Source organism: Flagellimonas aquimarina (assembly GCF_003149745.1).
In the GTDB taxonomy this organism is placed as follows: domain Bacteria; phylum Bacteroidota; class Bacteroidia; order Flavobacteriales; family Flavobacteriaceae; genus Flagellimonas; species Flagellimonas aquimarina.
In genome coordinates, this window is record NZ_QGEG01000001.1 from 587,687 (window position 1) to 614,282 (window position 26,596).

Consider the following 26,596-nt stretch of genomic DNA (forward strand, 5'->3'; position numbering starts at 1 on the left):
TTCAAAAATACAATTAGGATGGTTGCTAATCAAACGTTTAAGATAAAGATAACTTCTGTGCTAAAGCAGCATATTTATGGCTCGCTTTACGCCCTCTACCAAAACATCTACCTCTTCCTTTGTGTTGTAAAAACTGAAGCTAGCCCTAACCGTGCCTGGAATTTTATAAAAATCCATAATGGGTTGTGCGCAGTGATGACCCGTTCGAACAGCGATGCCCAATTTGTCTAAAATGGTGCCAATATCATAGGGGTGGATTCCTTCAATATTAAAGGAGATAACAGAAGTTTTATTTTTGGCGGTTCCGTAGATTTTTAAGCCTTCAATCGCCAGCAATTGTTTGGTAGCATAATCAAGCAGTTCTTCTTCATATTGTGCAATTGCCTCAAAGCCTATACTGTTCATATAATCCAAAGCAGCTCCAAAGGCTATTCCTCCACAAATATTAGGAGTTCCAGCTTCAAACTTGTGCGGCAGGTCTGCATATGTGGTTTTTTCAAAAGTGACCTCGGCAATCATTTCTCCACCACCTTGATATGGAGGGAGTTTGTTCAGCCATTCTTCTTTTCCATAGAGCATTCCTACGCCGGTTGGGCCGCAAACTTTATGCGCTGAAATTGTATAAAAGTCTACATCCAAAGCTTGCATATCTGCTTTAATATGAGGTGCTGCCTGTGCGCCATCCACTAAAACTGCCGCCCCCACCTTATGGGATGCTTCAATAATTTCTTCTATTGGGTTTATAGTTCCCAAAGCGTTCGAAACGTGGTTGCAGAATACCAATTTTGTCTTTTCGGACAACAACTTGTGGTATTCTTCCATAACCAATTCCCCATTCTGGTTCATTGGAATCACTTTCAATACTCCACCAGTTCTTTCACAAAGCATCTGCCAAGGCACTATATTGGAGTGGTGCTCCATAGCGGAAACAAGGATCTCATCTCCTTCTTTTATAAACGATGTGAATCCGTTAGCAACCAAATTAATACTATGTGTAGTCCCAGAAGTTAGAATGACCTCATGGGTCTTGGCGATGTTGTAATGGTTCTGAATTTTAATTCTAGCAGCTTCGTAAGCATCTGTAGCTTCCTGCGAAAGGCTGTGCACACCGCGGTGAATGTTGGCATTGTAATTCTGGTAATAGTCAACAATAACATCTATTACCTGTTGGGGCGTTTGTGATGTTGCGGCATTGTCCAAATACACCAAAGGTTTTCCATTGACTTGCCTGTTTAAGATGGGAAAGTCCTTGCGTATGGTTTCAATATCTAAAGCTGTATGTATCATTGCTCGGGTTTCCCTTTTATGGGAAGACACTATCTAATTACAATTCAAACCCAACACGTACGCCAAGTTTGTTGGCTATAATCTTGTTGATTCTGGTTTTAAGCTCAGGAATTCTAACACTTTCCAAGACGTTGTTGGCAAAGGCATACATCAATAATGCCGTTGCTTCTTTCTTAGGAATGCCCCTGGATTGAAGATAAAACAAGGCATCCTCATCCAACTGTCCAATGGTGCATCCGTGGGAGCATTTTACATCGTCAGCAAAAATTTCCAATTGCGGTTTTGTATTGATTGTAGCCTTATCGCTAATCAATACATTATTGTTCTGCTGAAAGGCATTTGTCTTCTGCGCTATTTTGTCCACTATGATTTTGCCATTGAAAACGCCGGTAGATTTCTCTCCAAAAATTCCTTTGTAATCTTGGTGACTTTCACAATTGGGTTGCGCATGGTGTACCAATGTATGGTGGTCTACATGTTGTTTTTCACCTAAAATGGTAACTCCTTTGAGCACGGAGTCCATATATTCCCCGTTTTGATAAAAGTTCAAATTGTTTCGTGTTAGTTTACCACCAAATGAAAAGGTATGTACACGAACAATGCTTTTATCCTTTTGAGAAATATATGTGTTATCGATTAGAGATGCGGTGTTCTCGTCATTCTGAACTTTGTAATAATCCACATTGGCATCCTTGGCCGCAAAAATTTCCGTCACAGAATTTGTAAGCACCTCATTGCCCGTTAAACTTTGGTGACGTTCTATAATTTGCACTTCAGCATTTTCTTCAACGATAACCAGATTACGTGGCTGTAACATCAATGCCGCCTCATTGCCAGTTGCCAAGTGTACAATTTGGATTGGCTTTTTAGGCACTTTGTTCTTTGGAATATAGATATACGCTCCCTCTTTGCTAAAGGCTGTATTCAAGGTCGTCAAAGACTCATCTTTGGATGCCACTTTATTGAAATACACATCTATAACCTGTTTGTATTGTGGCTTGGTCAATGCAGCACTCATTAAGCACACATCCACACCATCGTGAGTGGTCTCTGATAGGTACGAGCTATAAACACCATCAATAAATACAATCTTATAGGTGTCTATTTCATGTAGGAAATACTTTTTAATATCCTTGTACTCCAGCGTGTTTTCCTTTTTTGGGAAAATACTGAAGTCCACCTTTTGTATACCGTTCAAAGATGTATATTTCCAAGCCTCCTCTTTTTTTGAAGGAAAGCCTTTTTCTTCAAAATTCTTTATGGCCTCTGAACGAACCTCATGTACTGGATGATCCAAGTCCACATTGTTCTCAAAAGCTAGAAATGAAGAAAGTAATTTATCTTTTAAATCCATTTTACATCAATTGTTATTAAACAACCGTTTCTTGCTTTATCCAGTCGTATCCTTTCTCTTCTAATTCTAAGGCTAACTCCTTGGTGCCAGACTTTACAATTTTTCCATCATGCAAGACATGTACAAAGTCAGGAACAATATATTCCAACAGTCTTTGGTAGTGGGTAATCACTATAATGGCATTGTCTTTTCCCCTAAGTTTATTAACCCCATTGGCCACAATACGAAGTGCGTCAATATCCAATCCTGAATCTGTTTCATCTAAAATGGCCAGTTTAGGTTCCAACATCGCCATTTGAAAAATCTCGTTTCGTTTTTTCTCTCCACCAGAGAATCCTTCATTTAAAGATCGAGATAGAAATTTGCGGTCTATTTCCAGCATTTCCGATTTCTCGCGAATCAGTTTTAGCATTTGGTTAGCGGGCATATCTTCCAAACCTTTTGCCTTTCTTGAAGCGTTGATGGCCGTTTTCATAAAATTGGTAACGGAAACTCCAGGAATTTCAACAGGGTATTGAAATGATAGAAAAATTCCTTTATGTGCTCTTTCTTCTGGATCTAATTCTTCTAAATCTTCACCTTCCAGAGCAATACTGCCCTTCTTTATTTCAAACTCTTCTTTTCCAGCAATCACAGATGCCAATGTGCTCTTACCTGAACCGTTTGGCCCCATGATAGCATGAACTTCTCCTGCGTTTACTTCAAGATTGATTCCATTCAATATCTTCTTGTCCTCTATGCTTGCGTGTAAATCCTTTATCTCTAGCATTCTATTGTAATTCAAGATTATTTTAAAAAGTTGGGTGCTTTGGGAAGCTTTTCAAAGTCTCCTTTAGCATGTTGTATATATACTTTAGCCTCTTTTTCTTCTGCAAAAGCTTCAAAAGCTACCATACTAGCTTTGGTCTGATCTACATCAAAATTGAAACTTGGCACTCTTTGGTGTTCGCGATTTTCATAGAAATGATACAAATCTCCTGAAAGCAATAGTGGTCCATGTTCTGGCATGTCCAAATAAAGCACCTGGTGTCCCGGTGTATGGCCTGGCATGGATTTTATGACTACACTGCCATCACCAAAAACATCAAAATCGCCATTTAGCTTTTTTGTTTTTTGAAGTTCTTTTATTGCGTTGTAATTATCAGCATTGTTTTTTTGAGTCTCTTCACTTGTAATAAAATCATACTCTGTTTGTTGAACTAACCAAGTGGATTCAGCAAACACATTGGCATGCCCCGTATGATCAAAATGCGTATGGGAAAGGGCAATGAAATCAATGTCGGCCACTTTCATCCCAATGCTTGCCAACTGGTTGACAACGGAGTCCTTTCTTGATACTGTAAAAGCACCACTAGGGTCTGTAAAGGGTTCTGGTAAACCAATCAATCCTTCAGGAAGGCCGGCATCCCACATTAGATTTCCTTTTGGATGACTTATTACATAAAAAGCATCTGCAAATTCTTTGGATTGACCGGTGTAAGTGGTGTCCTGCGAAAAGATTTCCAACATATTCGCTTTTACGTTGCCCCCACTAAACGTGTACAGTTTAATTTCTGGCTTTGTAATCTCAACTGTTTTCTCTTCAGTGTCCCCAAGCTCTTTCTTGGTCTGTTTGCAAGAAAAAGTTCCAATAAGTATAAGTAGTACTAGTATTTTTTTCATCGTTCTAGTTTGATTATCCAACAGAGCCCTCAAGGCTTATTTCCAATAATTTTTGAGCTTCCACCGCAAATTCCATTGGTAACTTGTTCAACACTTCTTTGCTAAAACCATTCACAATAAGGGCAATTGCTTTTTCAGTATCTATCCCACGCTGATTGCAATAGAAAATCTGGTCTTCTCCAATCTTACTGGTCGTGGCCTCATGTTCTATCTGAGCTGTTTTGTTTTTTGCTTCGATGTATGGAAATGTATGCGCACCACAGCGATTGCCCATCAGCAACGAATCGCATTGCGAAAAGTTTCTGGCGTTTTCTGCCCTGCTATTCACTTGTACCAATCCCCGATAACTGTTTTGTGATTGACCTGCAGATATTCCTTTGGAAATAATGGTACTCTTCGTATTTTTTCCAAGATGTATCATTTTGGTTCCTGTATCTGCCTGCTGAAAGTTATTGGTCACAGCAATTGAGTAAAACTCTCCTACGGAATTATTTCCTTTTAAAACACAAGAGGGATATTTCCAAGTTACCGCTGAGCCCGTTTCTACCTGGGTCCAAGAAATTTTCGAGTTTGTCTCGCACAAACCTCGTTTTGTCACAAAGTTGTATACTCCTCCTTTTCCTTCTGAATTTCCAGGGTACCAGTTTTGCACCGTTGAATATTTTATTTCAGCATCATCTAAGGCAATAAGCTCAACAACCGCGGCGTGCAATTGATTTTCATCTCTTGATGGAGCAGTGCACCCTTCTAAATAGCTTACATAGCTGCCTTCATCTGCAATGACAAGGGTTCTTTCGAACTGACCTGTACCCCCTTCATTAATTCTAAAATAAGTTGATAGTTCCATGGGGCATTTTACGCCTTTTGGAATGTAACAGAAAGAACCATCTGTAAACACAGCTGAATTTAAGGCTGCATAGAAGTTATCTGTTTTTGGAACAACAGTTCCCATGTATTTTTTTACTAATTCTGGGTGTTCCTGTATTGCTTCGGAAATGGGCATGAAGATGATCCCCTTTTCTGCCAATGTCTTTTTAAAGGTAGTCGCCACGGAAACTGAATCCACGACTATGTCAACAGCTACATTTTGCAATCTCTTTTGTTCATCAACGGAAATTCCTAGTTTTCGGTACATTTCCAGTAAATCTGGATCAACATCCTCTAAGGATTTATTGGGGTCTGCCGATTTAGGGGCGGAATAGTAGCTGATTGCCTGAAAGTCGGGTTTTTCATAATGGACATTTGCCCACTCGGGTTCTTCCATTTTTTCCCAAACACGAAAAGCTTCCAAACGCCAGTCGGTCATCCATTCAGGTTCGTTCTTTTTCTTAGAAATTGCACGAACAATATCTTCGCTCAACCCCTTTGGAAAAGTATCCGACTCAATATCTGTATAGAAACCATACTCATATTCCTTGGTTTCTAACTCTTTCTTTAATTCTTCCTCTGTGTAAGCCATATGCTCTCAGTTAGTCGATTGACAATAAACAAATTAGCAATATTATTAAAGCGAAAAGCTTTCTCCGCACCCACATGTGCGTTGAGCGTTAGGATTATTGAAGACAAAACCTTTTCCGTTCAACCCACCTGAATACTCCAAAGTGGTGCCGACTAGATATAAAAAGCTTTTCTTATCAACAATTATTCGTACCGCATTGTCTTCAAAAACCTTATCTGTATCTGTGGAAGATGTATCAAACTTTAATTCATAGGACAATCCACTACACCCTCCACTTTTTACGCCTACGCGCACAAAATCTGTGGAAGCATCAAAGCCTTCTTCGTTCATCATCATAACCACTTTTTGTCTGGCAGTCTCTGAAACTTTAATCATTCTTAATTGGATTTAATCTAAATAGCTAACAAATATAGGTTATAAGTAGTGTTTTACCATACTTCCTAACATTATAATAACGAATAATCCAATAGGTGTTATCTATGCAAATACAGGGGCTATTTTATTTTGATGACCACAAGATCGGTCATACCCCTTAATTGAAGGTTGGGAAAGTCATCACTGGCTGTCTCGCCCACTAGAATTAGGCCACCATCTTCGGTTTCCAATGTGTCGAAACCGTAGTCCAGACCAGAGCCCCCAAAGGTGCTTTGGTAGGTAATGTTTCCTTCGGAATCTGTTTTTATGACCCAAAGGTCATTTTCTCCTTTGTTTTCTTGAAGATCACCATCTAAGCTCTTGGAGTTTCCTGCAATGGCAAAGCCACCAGCAGCAGTTAAACTGAGCCCTCGGGCAGCATCGAAAGCTGTGCCGCCAAATGTCTTTTCCCATACAAGATTGCCATTGTCATCTACCTTAATCAACCAAACATCCGATTCACCGTTGTTTCTTGAAATATCTGTATCTGTGCTAAATGTGTTGCCCGTAATAACATAGGCATTGTCATTGGTTTTAACGATATCATAGGATTTATCAATTCCTGTTCCTCCAAAAGATCTTTCCCAAAGCAGTGCTCCAGTGTTGCTCACTTTCACAACCCAAAAATCATAACTTCCTTTTGAGTTTGAAATATCAAAATCATTACTTTCTGATGCGCCAACCATTAATAGTCCACCGTCATTCGCTTCTAGCACTCCAAATGATCTGTCATTATTGGTGCCTCCAAAATATCTGCGCCAAACAAGATTGCCATCAACATCTAATTTTGTGCCCCAAAACTCACCAACTCCATGGCGGGTAAGGTAGTTTCCTTTTCCAGTGTTTCCTTCTCCACCAGATGAGGTTACATCCAAAAACCCTGTAAAAAACAATCCACCATCTGAAGTTTCAATCACATCATAGGAATGGTCATGCCCAGAAAACCCAAAGCTCTTTTCCCAAAGAATATTTCCATTGGCGTCTAGGCGTAAAATCCAATTGTCATGAAATCCTTCATTATTACTTCCATCACCATCATCACTCATGGCGTACCCCACAATGGCATAACCCCCATCTGAGGTCTGCACCACAGATTGGCCTCTATCATCCTTACTTCCTCCGTAAGTCTTATTCCATTGTAAATTGCCTTCAGCATCCAATTTTAGCAACCAATAGTCGTTTACCGCCGTGGTTTTACCTACTAAGTCTCCATCAATACTATTACTATATCCTAAAACGGCAAAGCCTCCGTCTGAGGTTTGAACAACTGCCTGTGCAGTATCTTCTCCTGTACCACCAAAACTCTTAACCCAATCCACTTCACCTAAAAATGTAACTTCCTCTATGGGGTTTGGTTCAGAATCATCGCTTGTGCATGATGCAAAAGCAACCAGTGCAAAAACCGCCAACATCTTTTTCATAGCAGAGTTTAATTTGATTTTTCAATCACAAATAGTCCCGAATTGATATCATTGATGAGAATTTTTCCACTCTCAAAAAAAGGATAGACGCTCCAGACACCATCAAACCGGGCCGTGTCATTTGAAGGATACGTATCAAAAAAAGCTATTTCTGTGATGGTTTCGTTTTCAATATCTGAAATGTCCAAAACACGCATTCCTGCCGTATAGTTGGCCAAGAAAAACTCATCTCCCAGTACATATCCGTTATGGTCTATGGCGCCTGTTGGACCAATATAGGTTGTATGCAGCGAGGGGTTGTCCAAATCTGTTAAATCAAAAACAAGGGTTCTGGAATTGAATCCAAAATCCGTTTCATCCAATTCATCCCCTAAAATAAAGTATCGCTGATCTTCTGTAAACCACCCTTGATGGGTGTAACCGATATTACCATATGCCAATGTCCCAATCTCAACTGGGTTGGCCTTGTCCGTAATATCTGCAATAGCAATTTGGTTCTCGTTGGCTCCAATAAATATCTCCCGCCCAGAATAATCGGTATCAGGTCCATTGTACGTAATGACTTGGGCATCATGCGTGTAACCGTTGGTCCCATATCCTCCAATTCCATTTGGGTTTGTTGGGTTTTGAATATCTATAAAATGAACTCCTCCGTTAAACGCATCGTTCCTAGCTGTTCCTACAGGGTAAGCAAACCCCATTTCTTCATTGATCACAATGTTATGTGCATTTCCTATGCCTGAATATCTAGCATCTGCGGTAAACTGTTGGGGAGGATCGGTCACATTGCGCAGTCTGGTAAGGTCAAAAACCTGCATACCATGATTAGCTGCTTCTGCTACTATATAAGCGTGATTGCCATATACTTTTACATCTCGCCAAGGACTTGATGCCGTAGCCGTTAAAAGTTTTCCAAGATAGACTGGATTCTGGGCATTGGTAATGTCCACAAAGGCAGTTCCATTGTCCAAACCGATAATGGCATATTCTCTATTATTTGGTGTATCTACCCATCCCCAAATGTCGTTTGCGGAAGATGCAGCAAAGGCACTAAGATCCATTTGAAAAAGCAGGTCATAACCATTGCAAGGGTAAATTGATGCAGTGCCTCCTTGACATGGAGATGCGCTAGTAGCTACAAGACCCGTACCTAGATTAGGGCCATTATCATTATTCATCTCATTACCCTCCGAGTTAGGGTCCGCACTATCATCACTTGAACATCCTAAAAACAGGAGTGCCGCAAGAAGCGTTAACAAAGCAGGTCTCAACATTCTATAGCAATTTTAAGTTTCTACTAAAGATACAATTTATAATTATCCTCTTATTTTTGCCGAATGATAGAAGATAAGAATCCGCAAAGAACATCGCTTGAGAATTTAGGGGAATTTGGATTGATAAAACATTTGACCAAAAACTTTGAATTGAACCAAAGTTCATCAATTGTGGGAATTGGTGATGACGCCGCTGTCATGGACTTTAAAGGCAAAAAAACAATAGTCACTACAGATATGCTTGTGGAAGGGGTTCATTTTGACCTAAGCTACATGCCTTTAAAACATTTAGGCTATAAGTCTGTCATTGTCAACCTTTCAGATATCTATGCCATGAATGCAAAGGCAACCCAAATTACGGTTTCCATAGCGGTCTCCAATAGATTTCCTTTAGAGGCACTTGAAGAGTTTTACGAAGGTGTAGCAATGGCTTGCCAAATGTACAAGGTGGATTTAGTTGGTGGAGACACTACCTCATCTACAAAAGGCATGCTGGTAAGTATTACCGCTATAGGAATTGCTGAGGAAAATGAAATCATTTATAGAAACGGAACCAAACCAAACGACTTGTTAGTAGTTACAGGTGATTTAGGTGGAGCGTACCTTGGACTTCAAGTTTTGGAGCGAGAAAAAGAAGTCTTCAAAGTAAATCCAAACAATCAGCCAGACCTTGAACCCTATTCCTACATAGTGGAACGCCAATTGAAGCCAGAAGCCAGAAAAGATGTTATTGAGCTATTGGAAAAACTTGAGGTGAAACCTACAGCAATGATCGATATTAGTGATGGGCTCTCTTCCGAGATTTTGCACCTATGCGAACAAAGTGAGGTTGGGTGCAATCTTTTTGAAGATAAAATTCCTTTAGATCCCACGGTCATCTCCGCTGCAGAAGAATTTAAAATGGACTCCACAATGATTGCATTAAGTGGTGGTGAAGATTATGAATTGTTAATGACAATTGATCAAGCAGATTTTCCAAAAATAAAGGGCAACCCCAATCTAACAGTTATTGGGCATATGACATCTAAGGAAGAAGGAGCGCATTTAATTACCAGAGCTGACACAAAAATTCCATTATCGGCTCAGGGATGGAACTCGTTTAGGTCATAAAAAAATCCCGAAAACCAAGAGCATTTCTCGCTAAACGGTCTTGGGGCACAGGACTGAATAGACAAAGCGCTTTCTCAACTTCCGGGAATAAACCTTGAAATTTTTTAAAGAAAGTAAAACTTAAATTACGCTACTTGCGGAACTTGTCTATTGTGTCTTTTACGGTACATGTCTTCCAAAGTACTGTTGATGTCCTGCATTTGAGGAGTCAATGCAGATAACTTGCCACTTACATCAGTGGTAACTTCTTTTTGACAATGTAAACATTTGTATTCCTTAATGTGTTCCGTAACTCTTTTGGACACTACATAATGATGCCCGAATAAGTTACAGAAGAAAGAAGAGAATTTGTTGCCATGTTGGGTAGTGGATGTCTTCATAAGTTAGGTTTTGTTTGGGGGACGCATTAGTACGATTTGGGGATCGAGAAATGCAGAAAATATTTTACTGTAATTTTATTTTATATGAGTTCAGTTTTAATGAGTCATTTATTTAAGCAACGCATGTTAATAACTTTTTATTTTATCAACTTTTTTGTAATGCCTTTTTTTCGATGAAATGCACTCTTATCGATAAAAAGTTATATTCGCGCGTTGAAATACAATGCTCTAATATAGTTTTTTGATTTATTTTAACAAAAAAAAATATTAACAATATATGAATCGTAAAACCATCGCCATAACCGCTTTTGCACTTTTCTCTTTATTTTTTGGTGCAGGCAATCTTATTCTTCCCCCGCAATTAGGATTTAAGTCTGGCGACCTTTGGTGGTTAGTAGCTTTTGGTTTTTGCCTTTCCGCAGTCCTAATCCCTATTTTAGGGATTTTGGCCCATGCCAAATTGCAGGGCACCATGTTCGATTTTGCCAAGAAAGTGTCCCCAACATTCAGTGTGGTGTATTGTTATATTGTGTATGCAATTTCCATTTCATTGCCATCACCAAGAACGGCTTCCGTAACCCATGAAATGGCTATTCAACCTTTATGGAATTCCTCTTCGTTGGTTACTAGCATTGTTTACTTTGCGTTGGTCTATATTTTTGTGGTCAACCGTTCTAAGATTTTAGATGTGGTGGGCAAGTTCCTCACTCCAGGTATATTGCTAATTCTACTCCTTATAATAGGCACCTCCATCTTTACTTTGGATTTTGACTTTGGAACAACAGCATTTAAGAGTCCTTTTACCCATGGAATATTGGAAGGGTACCAAACTTTTGATGCCATAGGTGCCGTAGTAGTGGGCGGTGTTATCATTATTTCCATCAATCTGAAAGATAGTGATGCATCTTATGAGGTAAAAAGAAGCTTGATTAGAAAAGCAGGTTGGTTCGCTGGGCTTGGCCTCTTTTTGGTCTACACAGGGCTTATTATAACAGGAGCATTGTTTCATGATTCTTTTGATACCGAAATTTCCAGAACCTCCCTATTAAGCGGTATAAGTATAAAAACCTTGGGGAGCACTGCCAACTTCATGCTCAGTATTTTGGTAAGTCTTGCTTGCTTTACCACTGCTGTTGGTATAGTAACCGGAACAGCAGATTTTATCAAAGGTCGATTTAATGATTCTAGACAAGCTTATATCATCACAGCGATCATAGGCTGTATTCTTGGAGTGTTGATGGGGCAATTTAATGTAGGGTATATTATTGCTGTGGCCCTGCCTGCTTTAATGTTTATTTACCCTATTACCATCGTCCTTATCTTATTGAATGTTGTGCCTTCTAAATACGCTTCGAACAAAGTATTTAAATGGGTGGTTGCAACAACAATAGTATTTAGTGTTCCAGACTTTTTGGGGAGCATTGGTTTAGGCGAATCTATTTCTGGAATTACCCAGTGGATTCCATTAAGCCAGTTTCATATGGGATGGGTGTTGCCAGCTTTCGCAGTTTTTGTTTTGGTCAGTTTTAGTTCACTAAAAGAAAAGTGAATTTTTGATGCCTTTTCGTAATTATGAATGATTAGTTGGGGAAAGGATACGGGTCATTTTCCGCTGAAACCAACATTCAACCTTATTACAAATTTACCTTGCTAACCCCATTGTTCTCCTTTCCCAAACGTAACAACTGCCTTATGCTCACAAGATGAGAATAAAGTACAATTGGAACAATTACCGCCGGGAGCCAAACAAATGGAAAAAAAGTAACACCAATGTTGGGTTGGTCAAACGCTAACATTTGTAATGAAGTTGGAGCGCTCAATACAGCTATGGTCAGAATGTTTACCAATAGTCCTAGGCAAACAAAATTCCAAATTAGAAGCCCCTTTTTTCCAATCCAATTTTTTACGAATGCTGCATAGTAGATAACTGGAGCAGAAAGACCCGAAACAATATCAAAGTTATACCCATCAAAAGTCATAAGGTCGGGTATGTAGCCCTCTAAGAACACATAGTAAAGAACAATCTCCACCGGAATTCTTACAATATGAAGCATGGTCAACCATTTTAAACTTTGTTTATCGCCAAACCTTCGCCCCCTTGCAGTCAACAAATAAAGGAAAACAAACAACAGCCCTGGACCTAAAAGAAAAAGAAATGCCGGTGGCGTCATATTTTCTACTTGATAAAACCCTATAAACCCTAAAACCCCAACAAGGGTCATCCAAACAAGGATTCCGAAAAGTGCATTTCTGCTTTTAGCGGATTGATAAAAAAACCATAATGTGGCTACGGTGGTGAGAACAAATCCTATTGTTACAGGAATAGATATTTCTGCCATTTGAAAGAAGTTTTATTGCAAATTTCAAACAAGTGAAATTGAATCCGCTTGACAAAAGGCAAGAAAATGAAAGGCTACAAATTTTTTCGTAACCTGCTTAACGTGCTATCTGTAACTCCCAAATAAGAGGCTATAAATTTAAGCGGAGAATGCTGCAAGATTTGTGGTTTAGTCATTAATAGATTTTGATAGCGTTCTTTGGCCGTACGATTGATCATTCCATAATTTCTCTTTTGGGAAGCAATAAATTCCTTTACTAAAATGGCGCGACCAAAGTCACGAAAAGCTGGTTTGTCATGAAAGAGAGTATTTAGTTCTTCATACGAAATTCTAAAACCCGTGCATTTTGTAATGGCCTGAATATTGGCTTCCGAACGAACTCGATTAAAAAAGGAGGTGATTTCAAAGACAATATTATCTTCAATAAAAAAATCAATTGTAATTTCTTCTCCTTCCAAATCATAGAGAAAAGTTCTCATCAATCCATTTTCTAAATACAGATAGTCATCACTTACTTGATTTTCCTGAAGTAAAAATTCTTTTTCTTCAAGTTCAATGGGACGAAAGGCATCTGCAATCTCCTGAGCGTCTTTTGGTGTAATTTGTACAACTTTTAAAATGAAGTTTTTTAATGATTCTCTACTGTTCATTTGTCATATTACAGCTAAATAAAAGGATGTGGCTCCTTTTTAATGATTTATGTTCAACGATAAGTGAAGTTCGGAGATTTCTTGTTAACAGTCAAGTAAGGATTTTCTAATTTGGTTTATATATAGATAAAATCCTATTGATGTTTGGGAACACCCAACAAGCTGTTTTCCCTTGTAAACAAAAAAGGAGCTTCCCTTAAGGGAAAATCATATGGGGGTGTTGCCTGCTTTTGTAGTTTTTGTTTTGGGAAATTTTGCAAAGCAAAAAGACAATTGAAAAATCTTACTTTTTTGAGCTAAATTTAGCTCATGAATAAATTAGTAATTGTTGGGAACGGGTTTGACTTGGCTCATGAACTTCCAACATCATATAGTCATTTTATAGATTACTTCTGGTCTAATTTAGGATTAAGCTATCAAGAAAAAATTATTCTGGACATGGTTTATGTAAATCCTGAATTCGATCGGGTTTTAACGATAAACTCTATCAAAAGCTTTAAAGACTTTCTTAAAAATCTTGAAGAATACTGTCAAGAATATAGCTATAATTTAAACGAGGAAAATTTGGTTGCTAAAAACAAAGAAAGCTTTGGCAAAGAAATTTTCAAGTTCAATAATCTCTTTTTTAAAGAGTTAAATATAAAGTCCCTTGAAAATTGGGTGGACATTGAAAATGAATATTTTATTCAATTAAAAACAATATCAAAAAGAAAAATAGTATCCTATTCTGGTAGCAGGGAGAAAGCAGAGAAAAACCAAGAAAAAAAGAACAAAGAAGCCATAAACAAGTTAAATAAGGAATTTGAAGAAGTAAAAAAACTCCTTAAATTTTACCTAACAAAAAGTACCTGTGACAAGTATGAATTTTTAAACGGTAGAATTTCAAATTTTCAAAACTTACTTCGCTATTTTGAAGTGCGTTCTCAAAACCTTAATAACTCAAATCAAAATAGAGAGTTCCTTAATGAATTTCCTCTGGCCGATCATTCAAATATTATTGAGTTTGACACTGAACTAAGGCAAGCAGAACTAATCGGTCAGGCACATAAATTCTTAGCCAATTCAAACAAAAAAACAGTTTTCTTGAACTTTAATTATACCGACTCCCTATATCCATATATTGAAATTATGAAAACTCAAAATTATGGATACTACTTGCCTCCTGAAGAAATACCTATTCATGGAAGACTAAAAAATACGTTAGATTATGAAATGATATTTGGTTTTGGTGACGAAATGGATGAAGATTACAAATTCATTGAAAATCTCAATCAAAACGAATATCTAAGCAACTTTAAATCATTTAAGTATTCACGAACTCATTATTACAAAAAACTTTTGGATTATATAGACTCGGAAATGTTTCAGGTGTTTATTATGGGGCATTCTTGTGGATTATCAGATCGGACAATGTTAAACACCATCTTTGAACATAAAAATTGTAGGTCTATTAAAGTATTCTTTCATGAATGGGAAAATCATAATGGAAAAAAGATGGACAATTTCACTGAAATTGTCCAGAATATTTCAAGACATTTTAACGATAAGAAATTGATGCGTGAAAAAGTGGTCAATAAATCTTTATGTTATCCTTTGCCCCAGGATATGCGATTTGAAAAAAAAGGAGTTTAGATACCTCTATTTACTTTCAAACAAGCTTCGTCAAGCTCAATGCGACAAAAGTTTACTTGCAACTAAGAATTCTTTTTTCTTTTTATCATAATTACTTCGTGACCGATTAGATTCCCTTAATAGAGCATCATATGGGTTGGGTATTACCTGCTTTGGCAGTTTTTGTTTTATTCAATTTTATAAAGGAAAAACTGGCGTAAGTTTTTGGAATGGCACTTATCGGTTTTGGCTATGGTTTCGTTACGGAATGGTACGCGAGTATCATTCCGCAGTAACCATAAATTTAGCAAAAAGGCTTGAAATTCCGATTAGGAATTTCAGCCGTAATGAACTATAGCCGTTGTTGTAAACTGTGCTTTATGTGTTTTTTATTCTATTTACTTTGATATAAAACCAAGGTACAGGTTCAAATCCATTAGATTCGTCATTCATATATTCCATTAGTTTGTCCCAATTCTCATAATTTTCTATAAGTCCAAATTCATTTATTTTAATTCCGAATTTTTCTTTGAAATCGTTTAACAAGTCGTGGCAATGAAAAGAATGAAAATCTCCGCCAAGTTCAATTCCAATTATATCGTAACCTAAAAACTCGTCTTTTTCTAAATCAAGCTCTTTGTTTTTAAGTTTGTTATAAATTCCAATTTCTCCGCTAATCGATTCAGTCGGTTTTGTGATTTCCAAAGCTTCGTCCAAGTCAGATTCAGGAAAGCTGATACTTAATATTTCAAAGTCGGAATCTTTAGGAAAGAACTTTTCTTTGTATTCGGTCAATGTTTTTAAATCCGAAAAAGTATTTATCCAACCAAGTTTGTTTTCATTCAGTTTTTTGTCAGCCCAAACTTGAATTTCCTCAACATTTTTGTCAGTCAGATTAAAGGTCACTTTAGTATCATCAAGTTCTTTCTTTTCGGTTGATGCCCAAGAAATTGCCCAAGAGTCAAAAAAAGAGTCGTTTATACAACGACTACAAGTATAGATGTCAGAACCTTTAATCGCTCCATATTCGACAGGTTTTAATTTAATCAGATAATATGCTCCAATGTAGTACTTCACTCGGTTTTCAGCATTGTTTACAACGTTAAGCTAAAAATCGTTTTAATGATTCTTTAGCGACCGATAAGTGAAGTTAGCCGAATTTAAGTTTAAAATCAAGGAAGCATTAATGACTGGGACTTGCTAACAAGTAAAACACTCTTCGTATTTGACAATATATAATGAGCAGTGCCATTAAAATCAAAAAAAGAGATTCTCTAAGGAAAATCATATGAGATGGGTCTTGCTCGCTCTGGTGGTTTTTAATTCATCATTGCCGGCAGTATATAATCTTTGAGTATTTCCCTTGTCTGATTTCCTTTTCCATTTCTAAAATTTCCCGAGGTCATCACGACCACCGATTCCAGTTCAGGAATTATAAAGATAAACTGGCCCCCTGCACCTCTGGCTTCAATAGATTCAATAGCTCTTCCGTTTACAACATAGGTATCATGCCACCATAGGTATCCATACTCATTTTTATCCCTAACATCTTGCAATCGCATTCGCTTTTTGAACGATTCTTCCACCCATTTTTCTGAAATAATTTGTTTTCCTTTCCACCTGCCCTTGTCAAGGTACAACTGCCCAAACTTGAGTAAATCCCTTGAGGTTAAAAGCATGCCTCCCCCAAAATAGGGTGTTAGCTCTGTATCATCTGTTTGATTGATATAATTTGTAATTCCTAAGGGAGCAAAAAGCTTTTCGTCCATGTAAATTTCAAGCGGTTTGTTCAACCGTTCGTTTAAGTATATCCCGAGCAAAAAAGGATTTGCAGAGCCATAATCGGCATATGTGCCCGGTTCTTTTACCATAGGGGCTTCTAAAACCGTGGTCAGCCAACTTTTAGAATTGCTTGGGTCTTGGTAATAGTTCTCCGATGCTAAGTTATTCACATCTAATCCAGAGCTCATGGTCAATAAATCTTTTATACTGATTTTGGATTTCAATGGGCCTTTTGTGTATTGGTGTTCCTTGGGTATAAAGTCATATAGTTTTTGGTCAACACTTTCTATGATATTATCATCCATGGCAATACCTATCATGGCAGATGAAATACTCTTTGAAGCTGAACGCAAATCATGTGGGATATTGGCATTAAAGCCATCAAAATAGTTTTCAAACACCAATTTGTTATCCTTTGCAATGAGCACACTATGGGCGTTTACCAGTTTTTTAGCATGAATATCATCTATTAACCTGACCAATTGAGTTTTACTTATATCATAGTCTTTAATATTGGCTGTATCCCAGCCATCATTTAACTGTTCCGGTGTATTGGCGTTTTGGGATTGATTAACTGAATCCGTTTTGTATTCCCAACCATCTTTAGCAAACGTTAAGCTTGTTTTTGTGATTAAAGCATTGGTCAATAAAATCTCAAGTTCAATAGTGCTTTCCAATAGCTTGGCGCTAAAATTTAAACCTGAATTTTGGTCCCTAAATAGCAGTATGTTTCCTTTCTTTTTAAACCCGCTGGTCCAAATTCCCCTAGTCCTTTGGTCCCCCAAAAAAGGATACGCAACAAGTTTACCGTCTTCTGTGTTTTCTACATAAAGATTAATATCATTGGACTGTAAGCCATCATCAAAAAGAAATGGGTTCCAAGCTCCAACGAAGGTGTTATCGCCTATGTTTTGTAAGCTAACATGGTAAAAAAACCTTCCGGATTTAATAAACCCAACAAGTACCTGTCCGTTCCGATCATACTTTAAATTGAAAAATAACTGTTGATCTATATTGAATGTAATTTCATCTTTGCCGGATGATACCACATGTTCATCAATAAGGGTCTCATCATTGGATATGGTCAAATGATAATTGTTGCTTTCTAATTTAGACAATGATACCTGAAAATTGAAACTGCTTTTATTTGGTAAAAAACCTACCCACTCTCCTTGATAGTCTTGCTGGTTTTTCTGTGCACAACTTATTATTGTTGAAACGGATAGAACAATTAAAATCGATACTCTTTTTAACATGGTTTAAGCTTTTATAAAGGGCTAAAGTAGACCTCTGTAATTTTTAAAAATTGTATGAGCTTAACATGATCAAAAATTCTTCAATGATTTTCGATATGCACTTGGGGCCATGTTAAAATACGACTTGAATACACGGTTAAAATGACTTTGATCCGAAAAACCTACTTGATATGTGATTTCCGTCAATGATTTAGAAGGGTCCAATAAAAGAGGAATCGCTTTTTTAATTTTATGCTGCCTTAGATATTCCCCAAGGCTTACAGAAAGGTATCTTGAAGCCACTCTTGAGATGTGCACAGGATGTACTTCCAATTCTTTTGATAAATAATCTAGGCTAAGGGTAGCTGTATCATAGTGAAGTAATTCTTTTAATTCATCTACCCAAGCAGGGTTGTTTTGCGTGTTAATGTCCTTTAGGCTGCTTAAGGTTTCACAGATTTGTAGCAATAAAACCTCAACAGATACTTCGCTATAATTATCTGAAAGTAAAAATTCACGATATAATTTTGCAAACAGAAAATGTAGTCTTGGATTTTCAATTAGTTGGCTACCTTCCAGCAAGCTTAAAGGAACCTGGTTTTTTTTGAGCCAGTTTTTCTCAAACTCTAAATGGAACCCACTGGCATTAGCAGAATGTTTTGACCCGTAGTGTGGCTCTTGCCAATTATTAAACATTAAACTACCGGAAGGACACAATGTTTTTAATCTTGTATTGCAATCCTTCATATTACCACTTAACACATACATAAAATAGGGGTTTTCATGGTAATGCCAATCTGTTTTAATTCCTGTGTAAGTATACTGTGACAATAATACCCCATTGAAGGATATTTCTGAATTTTGACTTCCAAAATATTGCCCTTTGGTTAGTATTTTCATCTTCTTAGAGTCTGTACATAATATTATATTAAAAATCGCTTTGACGATTCTTTAGTGAATGATAAGTGAAGTTAGCCGAATTCAGGTTCAAAGTCAAGCAAGGATTATTGGGTTGGGTTCGTAAACATGTAAAAACTCCATTCATATTTAACAACAATGAACTAATCTTCTTTCATTGAAGCTAGTAGATTTGCTTTTGCTAATTCTAAAATCTGATGCAATTCCTTAAGGGTTATTTCTTCAGCATTATTGAAGTCTACCAAAACATGATCGTATTTTTTGGGGTATTTTTCTTGAATTGCTTCTCTAACAAATCTCACCGCTGGTCTTAAATGACGATATTCCCCGTCCACTTTTTCAGAGGATGCATACAGGGCACAAAAAAGACTGTACAAATCCTCTGACTCACAGATTCTGTTATCCATTTTGTTCCAGCGCTCTTTTGAGCTTAAAAGCTTCTGGGCATTTTCAATAATGTTTATTTCCGTTTCGCTGGCCTTAAACCAATTTCCTTGCAATTGGGCATCTTGAAAATTGAATTCTTTAACCACTATGGGAAGGATTTTGGTGCCGTCCTCAAAGTTGCCCGCATAGTATCCATTGGTGTATTGAATAAGTGTTGCAATTCTTTTGGGTTTATTGGGCCAAGAAATCTCCACAAACCGCTGTAAAGTATCGTTTTTGATGATGTTGAATTTGATTTCAGGTTTGCCATAGGGAGCAAGAACAAGCCTTTTTAATGCTCTTCCATCTTTTACAATATGATACCTTCCTTGGAGCACTTTCCCATTTTCATTGGTATATGTCCCAAACCAAAGTTCTTCCTTTTGTCCAAAGACTACACAACAAGAAAGTAACAGTGCCAATGTTATAAGTGTTACATATATTGAAGTTGAGTTGTTTTCCTTTTTTGTGTAATTCATAAACTGGTCTTGTTTAGTAACAGTTACTAAACAAGAGAATCAAAAAAATCAAAAGTGTTACATTCAGGAGGTAAAAATGTAGGGTGTCCAAAAAGCAAGCTGGTATGGCAATTGGATTTTAAATTGAATCATTTGGTTATTTTATACCTAAACTCAAATTTAATGGTGTCTTTCATTTCCGCATGTATCCCGTGGAGTACTTCCCAATTGGTAAAGGGAGCAATCTCTGGTTTATACGGAATCTCTAAAAAATATTCAGCTGTTTCATATCCAACAGATGAGATATAAAACTTTCTTTTGTCCTCATAAAAAATGGCATTCCTGTTTTCATAAACATAAAAATCGCCTTCCTTTTTTTCACTCCTCATTTTACTATGTGAACCTCCTTTAGAGCTTCTAAACGAAAAGGTTGCATTTTCTAAGTTTTCTTTTGTTCTAATTTCAAACGTTAGCCTGTGTACCTGTTTTTCTATGCTCGTTTGTCTGGGAGTTCCTATTTCAAAAAAGGTAATTATGAATATCAACAAGGGAAGGGATATAGGAACGAAAAAAAGAAATTTAACCCATAGGGAGGTAATGCCTTTGAAAAAAAAGGCATTTACAATTGTAAGAACAACTGCAACTATAAATAAAATGGCTAGGCCATAAAAAAAGGTCAGTCCTTTTGCCATGCCATTTCCGGCTGGATCACTACCAGTAAATTGTTGATTGGTGAAACTGATATACGCAATAACCAATATGATGATATAAAGCAGCGCGGTTGTAATGATAATTTTATTTGATGTCATTTGGTTTTAAATATTTAGAATTGGCATGACTCCATTATCTAATTAGTCTATTCTTAGCAGATAAAGTTCGAACATCTAAAGTATATTGGTTTAACCAAATTGACCTATTGGACCTATGAGGAGATAAATCCTTAATTATAGCTTACTGAGAACCTCTTTTCTTTTTGTTGTAATGGTAAATAGCATAAGCAATTCCTATTAAGACAACAAAAGGCAGGTACGACCCAATGACCACCCCAATTTCATAGGCGCTGTCTGGTGCCTCCTTAATTTTTTCCTCAATATTGGGTTGTTGCGCTACTAAAATGGCTATCAATTTCATATGATAAAATATTTCTCACCTTCAGTTCGAAATGACTTCAAAACTATGCTTGCATCAAGTCTTCAATTTCCTCAACTTCAATTGGAATGTTTTTCATCAAATTAACCGGCTCTCCGGTTTCTTGAATAACCACATTATCCTCTAGACGGATTCCCATTTGTTCACTGGGAATATAAATGCCCGGCTCCACTGTAAAGACCATATTAGGTTTCATTGGTGTTTTTAATTCACCATAATCGTGGGTGTCCAAGCCAATGTGGTGGCTAGTGCCGTGCATAAAGTATTTCTTATAGGCCGGCCAATTTTTATCCTCATTCTGAACATCGGCCTTATCCAACAATCCCAGACCCAATAACTCTGAAGTCATCAACTTACCCACTTCTTTATGGTATGTTGCCCAAATAGTTCCGGGCACCAACATTCTGGTTGCTTCGTTTTTTACCCTGAGTACCGCATTATATACCTCTTTCTGCCTGTTTGTATATTTCCCACTTGCAGGAATGGTACGTGTCATATCGCTTGAGTAGTTAGCATACTCCGCAGCCACATCCATTAAAATTAAATCCCCGTCCTTTACCTGTTGATTGTTCTCTATATAATGTAGTACGTTGGCATTGTCCCCAGACGCGATAATTGGAGTATAGGCAAACCCTTTGGATCTATTTCTAACAAATTCGTGCAAGAATTCCGCTTCCATTTCATACTCCCAAACACCTGGTTTGGTAAATTGTAAAATCCTTCGAAATCCTTTTTCGGTAATATCACAGGCTTGTTGCATCAGTGCAATTTCCTCAGGCTCTTTTACGCCTCTTATTTGCTGTAAAATGGGATTGCTCTTTGCCCATTGGTGAGCTGGGAATTCCTTTTTACACTGTTCTATAAAACGGTCTTCACGAGTTTGGGTCTCTACTGCCTGACGGTAATGTTCGTTTGTATTAAAATAAACAGTCTCTGATTCTGTCATTAAATCAAAAAACACTTTGCTAAAATCAGAGAGCCAATAAATAGTTTCAATTCCTGAAACTTCTGTAGCTTTTTCCTTCGTCAATTTGGCTCCTTCCCAAACGGCAATATGATCATTGGTCTCCCTAACAAATAGAATTTCCTTATGTTTTTGGTCCATTGCATCTGGGAATAAGACCAAAATGGTTTCTTCTTGGTCTGCACCACTTAAATAGAAAATATCACGGTGCTGTTCAAAAGGCATGGTACTGTCTGCACTAACCGGGTAAATATCGTTGGAATTGAATACCGCAATACTTTTTGGCTTCATTTGGGCCATAAATTTTCTGCGGTTTTTTATGAAGACTTCATTAGTGATCTGATGGTATTTCATTATACGACATTGTTTTTCCAAATGTAGAAATTTGGTTGTCGGGCTACAAACAAAAAAGGAGCCATAAAGGCTCCTTGACTACTTTTTTTATTCTTTTATTTGGCCATAGCGTTCTTTATGGCGCCAACAATTGCCATAATAACACCACCACCAACACCACCGCCAGCAACGCTTCCAAGGATTCCAGAAATATCCATTCCTCCATCGGTTCCCAAACCGACCATTCCTAGTAAATAACCTCCCAATCCTCCACCGAGGATTCCAGAAATTGAATTACCCAATGTTCCTAAATTCAATTTGGGCAATAACTTTGCTGCCAGATTTCCGCCCGCAGCACCTGAAACTAGTTGAATTATCAACGGTAAGTACTCTTCCATATTTATAGTTTAAATGGTTAATTGTCAAAAAATAAGCATTTTTTTGTCAATATGGCAAAATCATAGCTCATAAAATTTGATTTTATCAACTCATTGATCACAAGAATACAGTATTGGCAGTTTGCCCCAATAGTTTCTTATTCATACCTTGACCAAAGAATTAAAACCCGATTTTGATGAAAAAACTCCTGTTTTTTTGCTTGATTTTATTTCTTCAGGCAACTCTCGCCCAACAACCCTCAACTTCTGCAGAAAAAGTTATGGAAGCCTTGGAGCAAAAAGCTAAAATGGTCGAAACTTCATTGGTCAGAAACATCCCTTTAAAAAATATTGGCCCTTCTATAATGAGTGGTCGTGTGGTGGATCTAGATGTAAACCCGAATAACCCGACCGAATTCTTTGTGGCATACGCATCTGGTGGATTATGGCACACGGCAACCAACGGAATCTCATTTACTCCTGTTTTAGATAGTTCAAATACCCAAAACATTGGAGATATTGCTGTTGACTGGGCAACAGGAACCATTTGGGTAGGAACCGGAGAAAACAACTCTTCTCGTTCTTCGTATGCAGGAATTGGTATGCTAAAATCCACAGATAAAGGAAAGACATGGCAAAATATGGGCTTGCATGATTCTCAACATATTGGGAGAATTTTGATCAACCCAAATAATAGCAATGAAGTTGTTGTAGGTGTAACGGGGCACCTATACTCCTCGAACCAAGAAAGAGGAGTCTATAAAACTACTGATGGCGGAACAACATGGAATAAAACCTTGTTTATAAATGATGCAACAGGGATAATAGATATGGCATTTGCTCCTAATAATTTCAACATTCAATACGCTGCGGCCTGGCAAAAAGACAGAAAAGCATGGAATTTTGAAGGCAATGGTGCTGCCTCTGGAATTTATAAAAGTGTAGATGGAGGTAGCAACTGGTCTTTAGTTACAACCCCAGAAAGTGGATTCCCCACCGGAGCGGGCGTTGGTAGAATTGGACTTGCTGTTTTTGATGAAAATACCGTTTACGCTGTACACGATAGCCAGTTTAGAAGGGAGAAAAAAACGACGGAGAAGAAAGATGAGCTCACCAAAGATGATTTTAAAGCTATGGACAAAGAAACTTTCCTTGCTTTAGATGTTAAAAAACTGAACGATTATTTAAAGACCAATGGTTTTCAAGAAAAGTATAAAGCCGAGAACGTAAAACAAATGGTGAGAAGTGGCGTGGCAAAACCGGTGGATCTTGCCAAGTACTTAGAAAATGCCAACTCTCTTTTATTTGACACCCCAGTTGTAGGTGCTGAAGTATATAGAAGTGATGATGCTGGAGCCACTTGGAAAAAGATGAATAAGAATTACATAAACGATTTGTTCTATAGCTATGGCTATTATTTTGCCCAAATAAGAGTTGATCCAAGTAACAAGGATCGCATTTATTTAGCAGGGGTTCCCTTGATCAAATCTGAAGATGGCGGAAACACCTATACCTCCATTGGGAAAGAAAATGTGCATGCGGATCATCATGCACTTTGGATCAATCCCAAAATGCCCGGTCACCTTATAAATGGAAATGATGGCGGTTTAAATATTTCTTATGATAATGGTCAAAACTGGATGAAAAACAACTCGCCGACCGTTGCTCAGTTCTATGCCATAAACGTAGACAATGAAAAACCCTATAATGTATACGGAGGTCTGCAGGATAATGGGGTTTGGAAAGGCGCGCACAACAACAAACAGGACAGTCATTGGCACCAAACAGGTAAAAACCCTTGGCAGATGATCATGGGCGGTGATGGTATGCAGGTACAGATTGACAACAGAAATTCCAATATTGTGTACACCGGTTTTCAGTTTGGAAACTATTATCGCTTGGATTTGGAAAATGACAAACGAAAATACATTCAGCCCAAACACGAGTTGGGTGAATCTCCATATCGATTCAATTGGCAAACACCAATCTTGTTATCGCAACACAATCAAGATATTCTCTATTTGGGTGGAAACAAATTACACCGCTCTTTAAACAAGGGGGATGATTGGGAAGTAATTTCTGGAGACTTGACTCAAGGGGGTAAAAAAGGTAATGTTGCTTACGGTACTTTAGCAACTATTTCAGAATCGCCATTTAAATTTGGATTGCTATATACCGGAAGTGACGATGGTTTGGTTCAAGTTTCCAAAAACGGAGGTGGCAGTTGGGAAAACATTTCTTCATCTTTTCCTAAGAATTTATGGGTGAGCGAAGTTGCTGCATCCAAACACAAAAAAGAAAGGGTATATGCTACCCTAAATGGCTATCGCTGGGATGACTTCACCGCTTATGTATATGTAAGTGATAACCATGGAAAAAGCTGGAAAAACATTTCTGGCAACATTCCGGATTCCCCGGTAAATGCTTTAGTTGAAGATCCAGAAAACGAAGATCTTTTATTTGTTGGAACGGATAATGGACTTTATGTAAGCTTTAATCGAGGAGAGTCCTGGCAATTGTTCCAAAATGGCATGCCAAATGTGGCAGTGCATGATTTGGTCATTCAACCGGAAGCAAAACATTTATTGATTGGCACACATGGGCGTAGTATTTACAAAGCCAACATTGCAGCACTACAACAAATAAATCCTGAAGTGTTATCCAAGGCATTGATGGTTTTCGGCGTTAAAAACATAAAACATTCAAAAGGTTGGGGTAACTCATGGAGTTCCTGGATCACACCTGATACTCCAGGATTAGATGTTAATTTTTATTGTGCTACATCAGGTACATGCACTGCCAAAGTGCTTACTGCAAATGGCACGGAAGTAAGTTCCACAGAAATAGATGCAAGCAAAGGTTTAAACATCCTATCTTATGATCTTGCATTCTCTAAAAAAGGAAAAAGCAACTTCTTAAAGAAGAATAAAATGAAATTGACGGAAGCGAAGAATGGAAAGACCTATCTTCCAAAAGGAAACTACCTCGTTGAGATTTCTGGGAACGGTCAGGTTGAGAAAGTTGAATTCAAAATAGAGTAAATGCAATTATCCCTTAGTATTCCTGCTCTTTTATTTCCGGCAATCTCCTTGACCATGTTGGCCTATAATGCGCGTTATTTGGCCATTGCCGCATTGATTCGTCAATTGCATAAACAATATTTGGACGATGCCACTCCTCCAGTAAAAAAACAAATAGAGCAATTACAAAAAAGACTGGGTATTATTAAAAACATGCAAGCTACAGCGATAATAAGTTTTTTGTTGGCCGTAATTACCATGTTTCTTATCTATGTGGAGCAAAGCATTTGGGCAAATGTTATTTTTGGAGCAAGTCTTATCGCTTTGATCATGTCATTACTTTTATCGCTCATTGAAGTGCAATTATCCACCAAAGCTTTGGGGATTCAGTTAAAGAACATGGAAAACTAGTATTAAAAAATAAGTTTTATAGTACAAAAAGTTAGGAACTTTACTGTAGCTCGCAAGCATTTCCTTGCAGGAAAAAATCAAGATTATTAATATATTTACCATTGCTATCTGAAATACAATTCTTTGCAATGAAGCGTGTTAGAGATTTAGACTTTTTTAAAAATATTCGAGAGATAAGAGAATTTGAATTTGGAATTTTCTATTATTTCGAAGGTCTGGTAATTTCCGAAATGAAAGAAGGCGTTACCATGAACTGGAATATGGCTAAAAAAGCGGTAACAGCTGCCCACGAAATTTTTGGTGAAGACAAACCTATCGCATATATCTCTAATCGTATAAACAACTATTACGTAGTACCATCCGATTGGGCCAAATTCTATAAGCATCGTCATCAACTTAGTTTTTACTCCGTGGTAGGAAATACAAAAGGTAGTTTTGCTAGTCTTGTCCTGGAACGAATGTTTTTTCAAAATTCCATTAAGCAGTTTTCAGATCTAGAAGAGGCTGTTGAGTGGAGCCTAGCCAAAATTGAAAAGCAAAAAGAATTGGTTTAGCCTATTGG

At 37.5% G+C, this 26,596-nt stretch carries 25 protein-coding genes; 6 read left to right on the top strand and 19 right to left on the bottom strand.

Going from position 1 to position 26,596, the window contains the following annotated elements; all coding sequences use genetic code 11:
- Positions 1-60 precede the first annotated feature (60 nt).
- The 8 genes from DKG77_RS02660 to DKG77_RS02695 all read right to left on the bottom strand — a co-directional run bounded on the left by DKG77_RS02660 (position 61) and on the right by DKG77_RS02695 (position 8,871).
- Complete coding sequence (locus tag DKG77_RS02660) at positions 61-1,287, bottom strand: aminotransferase class V-fold PLP-dependent enzyme (RefSeq protein WP_109659922.1); 1,227 nt, start codon at positions 1,285-1,287, stop codon at positions 61-63.
- Between the two features lie 37 nt (positions 1,288-1,324).
- Positions 1,325-2,641 (bottom strand): Fe-S cluster assembly protein SufD, encoded by a 1,317-nt coding sequence (gene sufD / locus DKG77_RS02665; protein WP_109659924.1) that lies wholly within the window; start codon positions 2,639-2,641, stop codon positions 1,325-1,327.
- 16 nt (positions 2,642-2,657) lie between these two features.
- Positions 2,658-3,410: a Fe-S cluster assembly ATPase SufC gene (gene sufC / locus DKG77_RS02670; protein WP_109659926.1), complete on the bottom strand. Its 753-nt coding sequence runs from the start codon at positions 3,408-3,410 to the stop codon at positions 2,658-2,660.
- 17 nt (positions 3,411-3,427) lie between these two features.
- Positions 3,428-4,303: an N-acyl homoserine lactonase family protein gene (locus DKG77_RS02675; protein WP_109659928.1), complete on the bottom strand. Its 876-nt coding sequence runs from the start codon at positions 4,301-4,303 to the stop codon at positions 3,428-3,430.
- Positions 4,304-4,316: 13 nt separating this feature from the next.
- The gene (gene sufB, locus DKG77_RS02680) at positions 4,317-5,762 is read right to left on the bottom strand and encodes a Fe-S cluster assembly protein SufB (protein ID WP_109659930.1); all 1,446 of its coding nucleotides are present in this window, start codon (positions 5,760-5,762) and stop codon (positions 4,317-4,319) included.
- A 45-nt stretch (positions 5,763-5,807) separates the two neighbouring features.
- The gene (locus tag DKG77_RS02685; protein WP_109659932.1) at positions 5,808-6,137 is read right to left on the bottom strand and encodes a HesB/IscA family protein; all 330 of its coding nucleotides are present in this window, start codon (positions 6,135-6,137) and stop codon (positions 5,808-5,810) included.
- Positions 6,138-6,256: 119 nt separating this feature from the next.
- Positions 6,257-7,597, bottom strand: a complete 1,341-nt coding sequence (locus DKG77_RS02690) for a hypothetical protein (RefSeq protein WP_109659934.1) — start codon at positions 7,595-7,597, stop codon at positions 6,257-6,259.
- 8 nt (positions 7,598-7,605) lie between these two features.
- On the bottom strand, positions 7,606-8,871 hold the full coding sequence (locus tag DKG77_RS02695) for a choice-of-anchor B family protein (RefSeq protein ID WP_109659936.1): 1,266 nt from the start codon (positions 8,869-8,871) through the stop codon (positions 7,606-7,608).
- Between the two features lie 63 nt (positions 8,872-8,934).
- Here DKG77_RS02695 and thiL point away from each other — a divergent pair, with 63 nt between their 5' ends.
- Positions 8,935-9,981, top strand: coding sequence for a thiamine-phosphate kinase (gene thiL / locus DKG77_RS02700; protein ID WP_109659938.1), 1,047 nt, complete (start codon positions 8,935-8,937; stop codon positions 9,979-9,981).
- 125 nt (positions 9,982-10,106) lie between these two features.
- Here thiL and DKG77_RS02705 read toward each other — a convergent pair whose 3' ends face one another.
- Complete coding sequence (locus DKG77_RS02705; RefSeq protein WP_109659939.1) at positions 10,107-10,361, bottom strand: hypothetical protein; 255 nt, start codon at positions 10,359-10,361, stop codon at positions 10,107-10,109.
- Positions 10,362-10,638: 277 nt separating this feature from the next.
- On the opposite strand from DKG77_RS02705, the gene brnQ reads away from it, so the two are divergent.
- The gene (brnQ, locus tag DKG77_RS02710; protein ID WP_109659941.1) at positions 10,639-11,910 is read left to right on the top strand and encodes a branched-chain amino acid transport system II carrier protein; all 1,272 of its coding nucleotides are present in this window, start codon (positions 10,639-10,641) and stop codon (positions 11,908-11,910) included.
- A gap of 85 nt (positions 11,911-11,995) precedes the next feature.
- Here the strand turns inward: brnQ and DKG77_RS02715 are convergent, their stop codons facing one another.
- Complete coding sequence (locus tag DKG77_RS02715) at positions 11,996-12,700, bottom strand: hypothetical protein (RefSeq protein ID WP_109659943.1); 705 nt, start codon at positions 12,698-12,700, stop codon at positions 11,996-11,998.
- Positions 12,701-12,774: 74 nt separating this feature from the next.
- Positions 12,775-13,350 (bottom strand): Crp/Fnr family transcriptional regulator, encoded by a 576-nt coding sequence (locus DKG77_RS02720; protein WP_109659945.1) that lies wholly within the window; start codon positions 13,348-13,350, stop codon positions 12,775-12,777.
- A 309-nt stretch (positions 13,351-13,659) separates the two neighbouring features.
- On the opposite strand from DKG77_RS02720, the gene DKG77_RS02725 reads away from it, so the two are divergent.
- Positions 13,660-14,982: an AbiH family protein gene (locus tag DKG77_RS02725; RefSeq protein ID WP_109659947.1), complete on the top strand. Its 1,323-nt coding sequence runs from the start codon at positions 13,660-13,662 to the stop codon at positions 14,980-14,982.
- Between the two features lie 357 nt (positions 14,983-15,339).
- On the opposite strand, the gene DKG77_RS02730 is transcribed toward DKG77_RS02725, so the two are convergent.
- The 8 genes from DKG77_RS02730 to DKG77_RS02765 all read right to left on the bottom strand — a co-directional run bounded on the left by DKG77_RS02730 (position 15,340) and on the right by DKG77_RS02765 (position 22,624).
- The gene (locus tag DKG77_RS02730; protein WP_109659949.1) at positions 15,340-16,038 is read right to left on the bottom strand and encodes a hypothetical protein; all 699 of its coding nucleotides are present in this window, start codon (positions 16,036-16,038) and stop codon (positions 15,340-15,342) included.
- Between the two features lie 242 nt (positions 16,039-16,280).
- On the bottom strand, positions 16,281-17,999 hold the full coding sequence (locus tag DKG77_RS02735; protein WP_109659951.1) for a serine hydrolase domain-containing protein: 1,719 nt from the start codon (positions 17,997-17,999) through the stop codon (positions 16,281-16,283).
- A gap of 69 nt (positions 18,000-18,068) precedes the next feature.
- A complete protein-coding gene (locus tag DKG77_RS02740) occupies positions 18,069-18,878 on the bottom strand; it encodes a helix-turn-helix domain-containing protein (RefSeq protein WP_109659953.1) in 810 nt (269 codons plus the stop codon).
- Between the two features lie 161 nt (positions 18,879-19,039).
- Entirely contained in the window at positions 19,040-19,801 is a 762-nt protein-coding gene (locus tag DKG77_RS02745) for a hypothetical protein (protein ID WP_109659955.1), read from the bottom strand.
- Positions 19,802-19,929: 128 nt separating this feature from the next.
- A complete protein-coding gene (locus DKG77_RS02750) occupies positions 19,930-20,589 on the bottom strand; it encodes a hypothetical protein (protein ID WP_109659957.1) in 660 nt (219 codons plus the stop codon).
- A 142-nt stretch (positions 20,590-20,731) separates the two neighbouring features.
- A complete protein-coding gene (locus DKG77_RS02755; protein ID WP_109659960.1) occupies positions 20,732-20,911 on the bottom strand; it encodes a hypothetical protein in 180 nt (59 codons plus the stop codon).
- A 43-nt stretch (positions 20,912-20,954) separates the two neighbouring features.
- On the bottom strand, positions 20,955-22,247 hold the full coding sequence (locus tag DKG77_RS02760) for an aminopeptidase P family protein (RefSeq protein WP_109659962.1): 1,293 nt from the start codon (positions 22,245-22,247) through the stop codon (positions 20,955-20,957).
- A gap of 95 nt (positions 22,248-22,342) precedes the next feature.
- Positions 22,343-22,624: a hypothetical protein gene (locus DKG77_RS02765; RefSeq protein ID WP_109659964.1), complete on the bottom strand. Its 282-nt coding sequence runs from the start codon at positions 22,622-22,624 to the stop codon at positions 22,343-22,345.
- A gap of 176 nt (positions 22,625-22,800) precedes the next feature.
- Here DKG77_RS02765 and DKG77_RS02770 point away from each other — a divergent pair, with 176 nt between their 5' ends.
- The 3 genes from DKG77_RS02770 (at position 22,801) to DKG77_RS02780 (ending at position 26,588) form a co-directional block, all read left to right on the top strand.
- The gene (locus tag DKG77_RS02770) at positions 22,801-25,644 is read left to right on the top strand and encodes a WD40/YVTN/BNR-like repeat-containing protein (RefSeq protein ID WP_109659966.1); all 2,844 of its coding nucleotides are present in this window, start codon (positions 22,801-22,803) and stop codon (positions 25,642-25,644) included.
- Positions 25,645-26,034: a DUF2721 domain-containing protein gene (locus tag DKG77_RS02775; RefSeq protein ID WP_109659968.1), complete on the top strand. Its 390-nt coding sequence runs from the start codon at positions 25,645-25,647 to the stop codon at positions 26,032-26,034.
- A 128-nt stretch (positions 26,035-26,162) separates the two neighbouring features.
- Positions 26,163-26,588, top strand: a complete 426-nt coding sequence (locus DKG77_RS02780; protein WP_109659970.1) for a hypothetical protein — start codon at positions 26,163-26,165, stop codon at positions 26,586-26,588.
- Positions 26,589-26,596 lie beyond the last annotated feature (8 nt).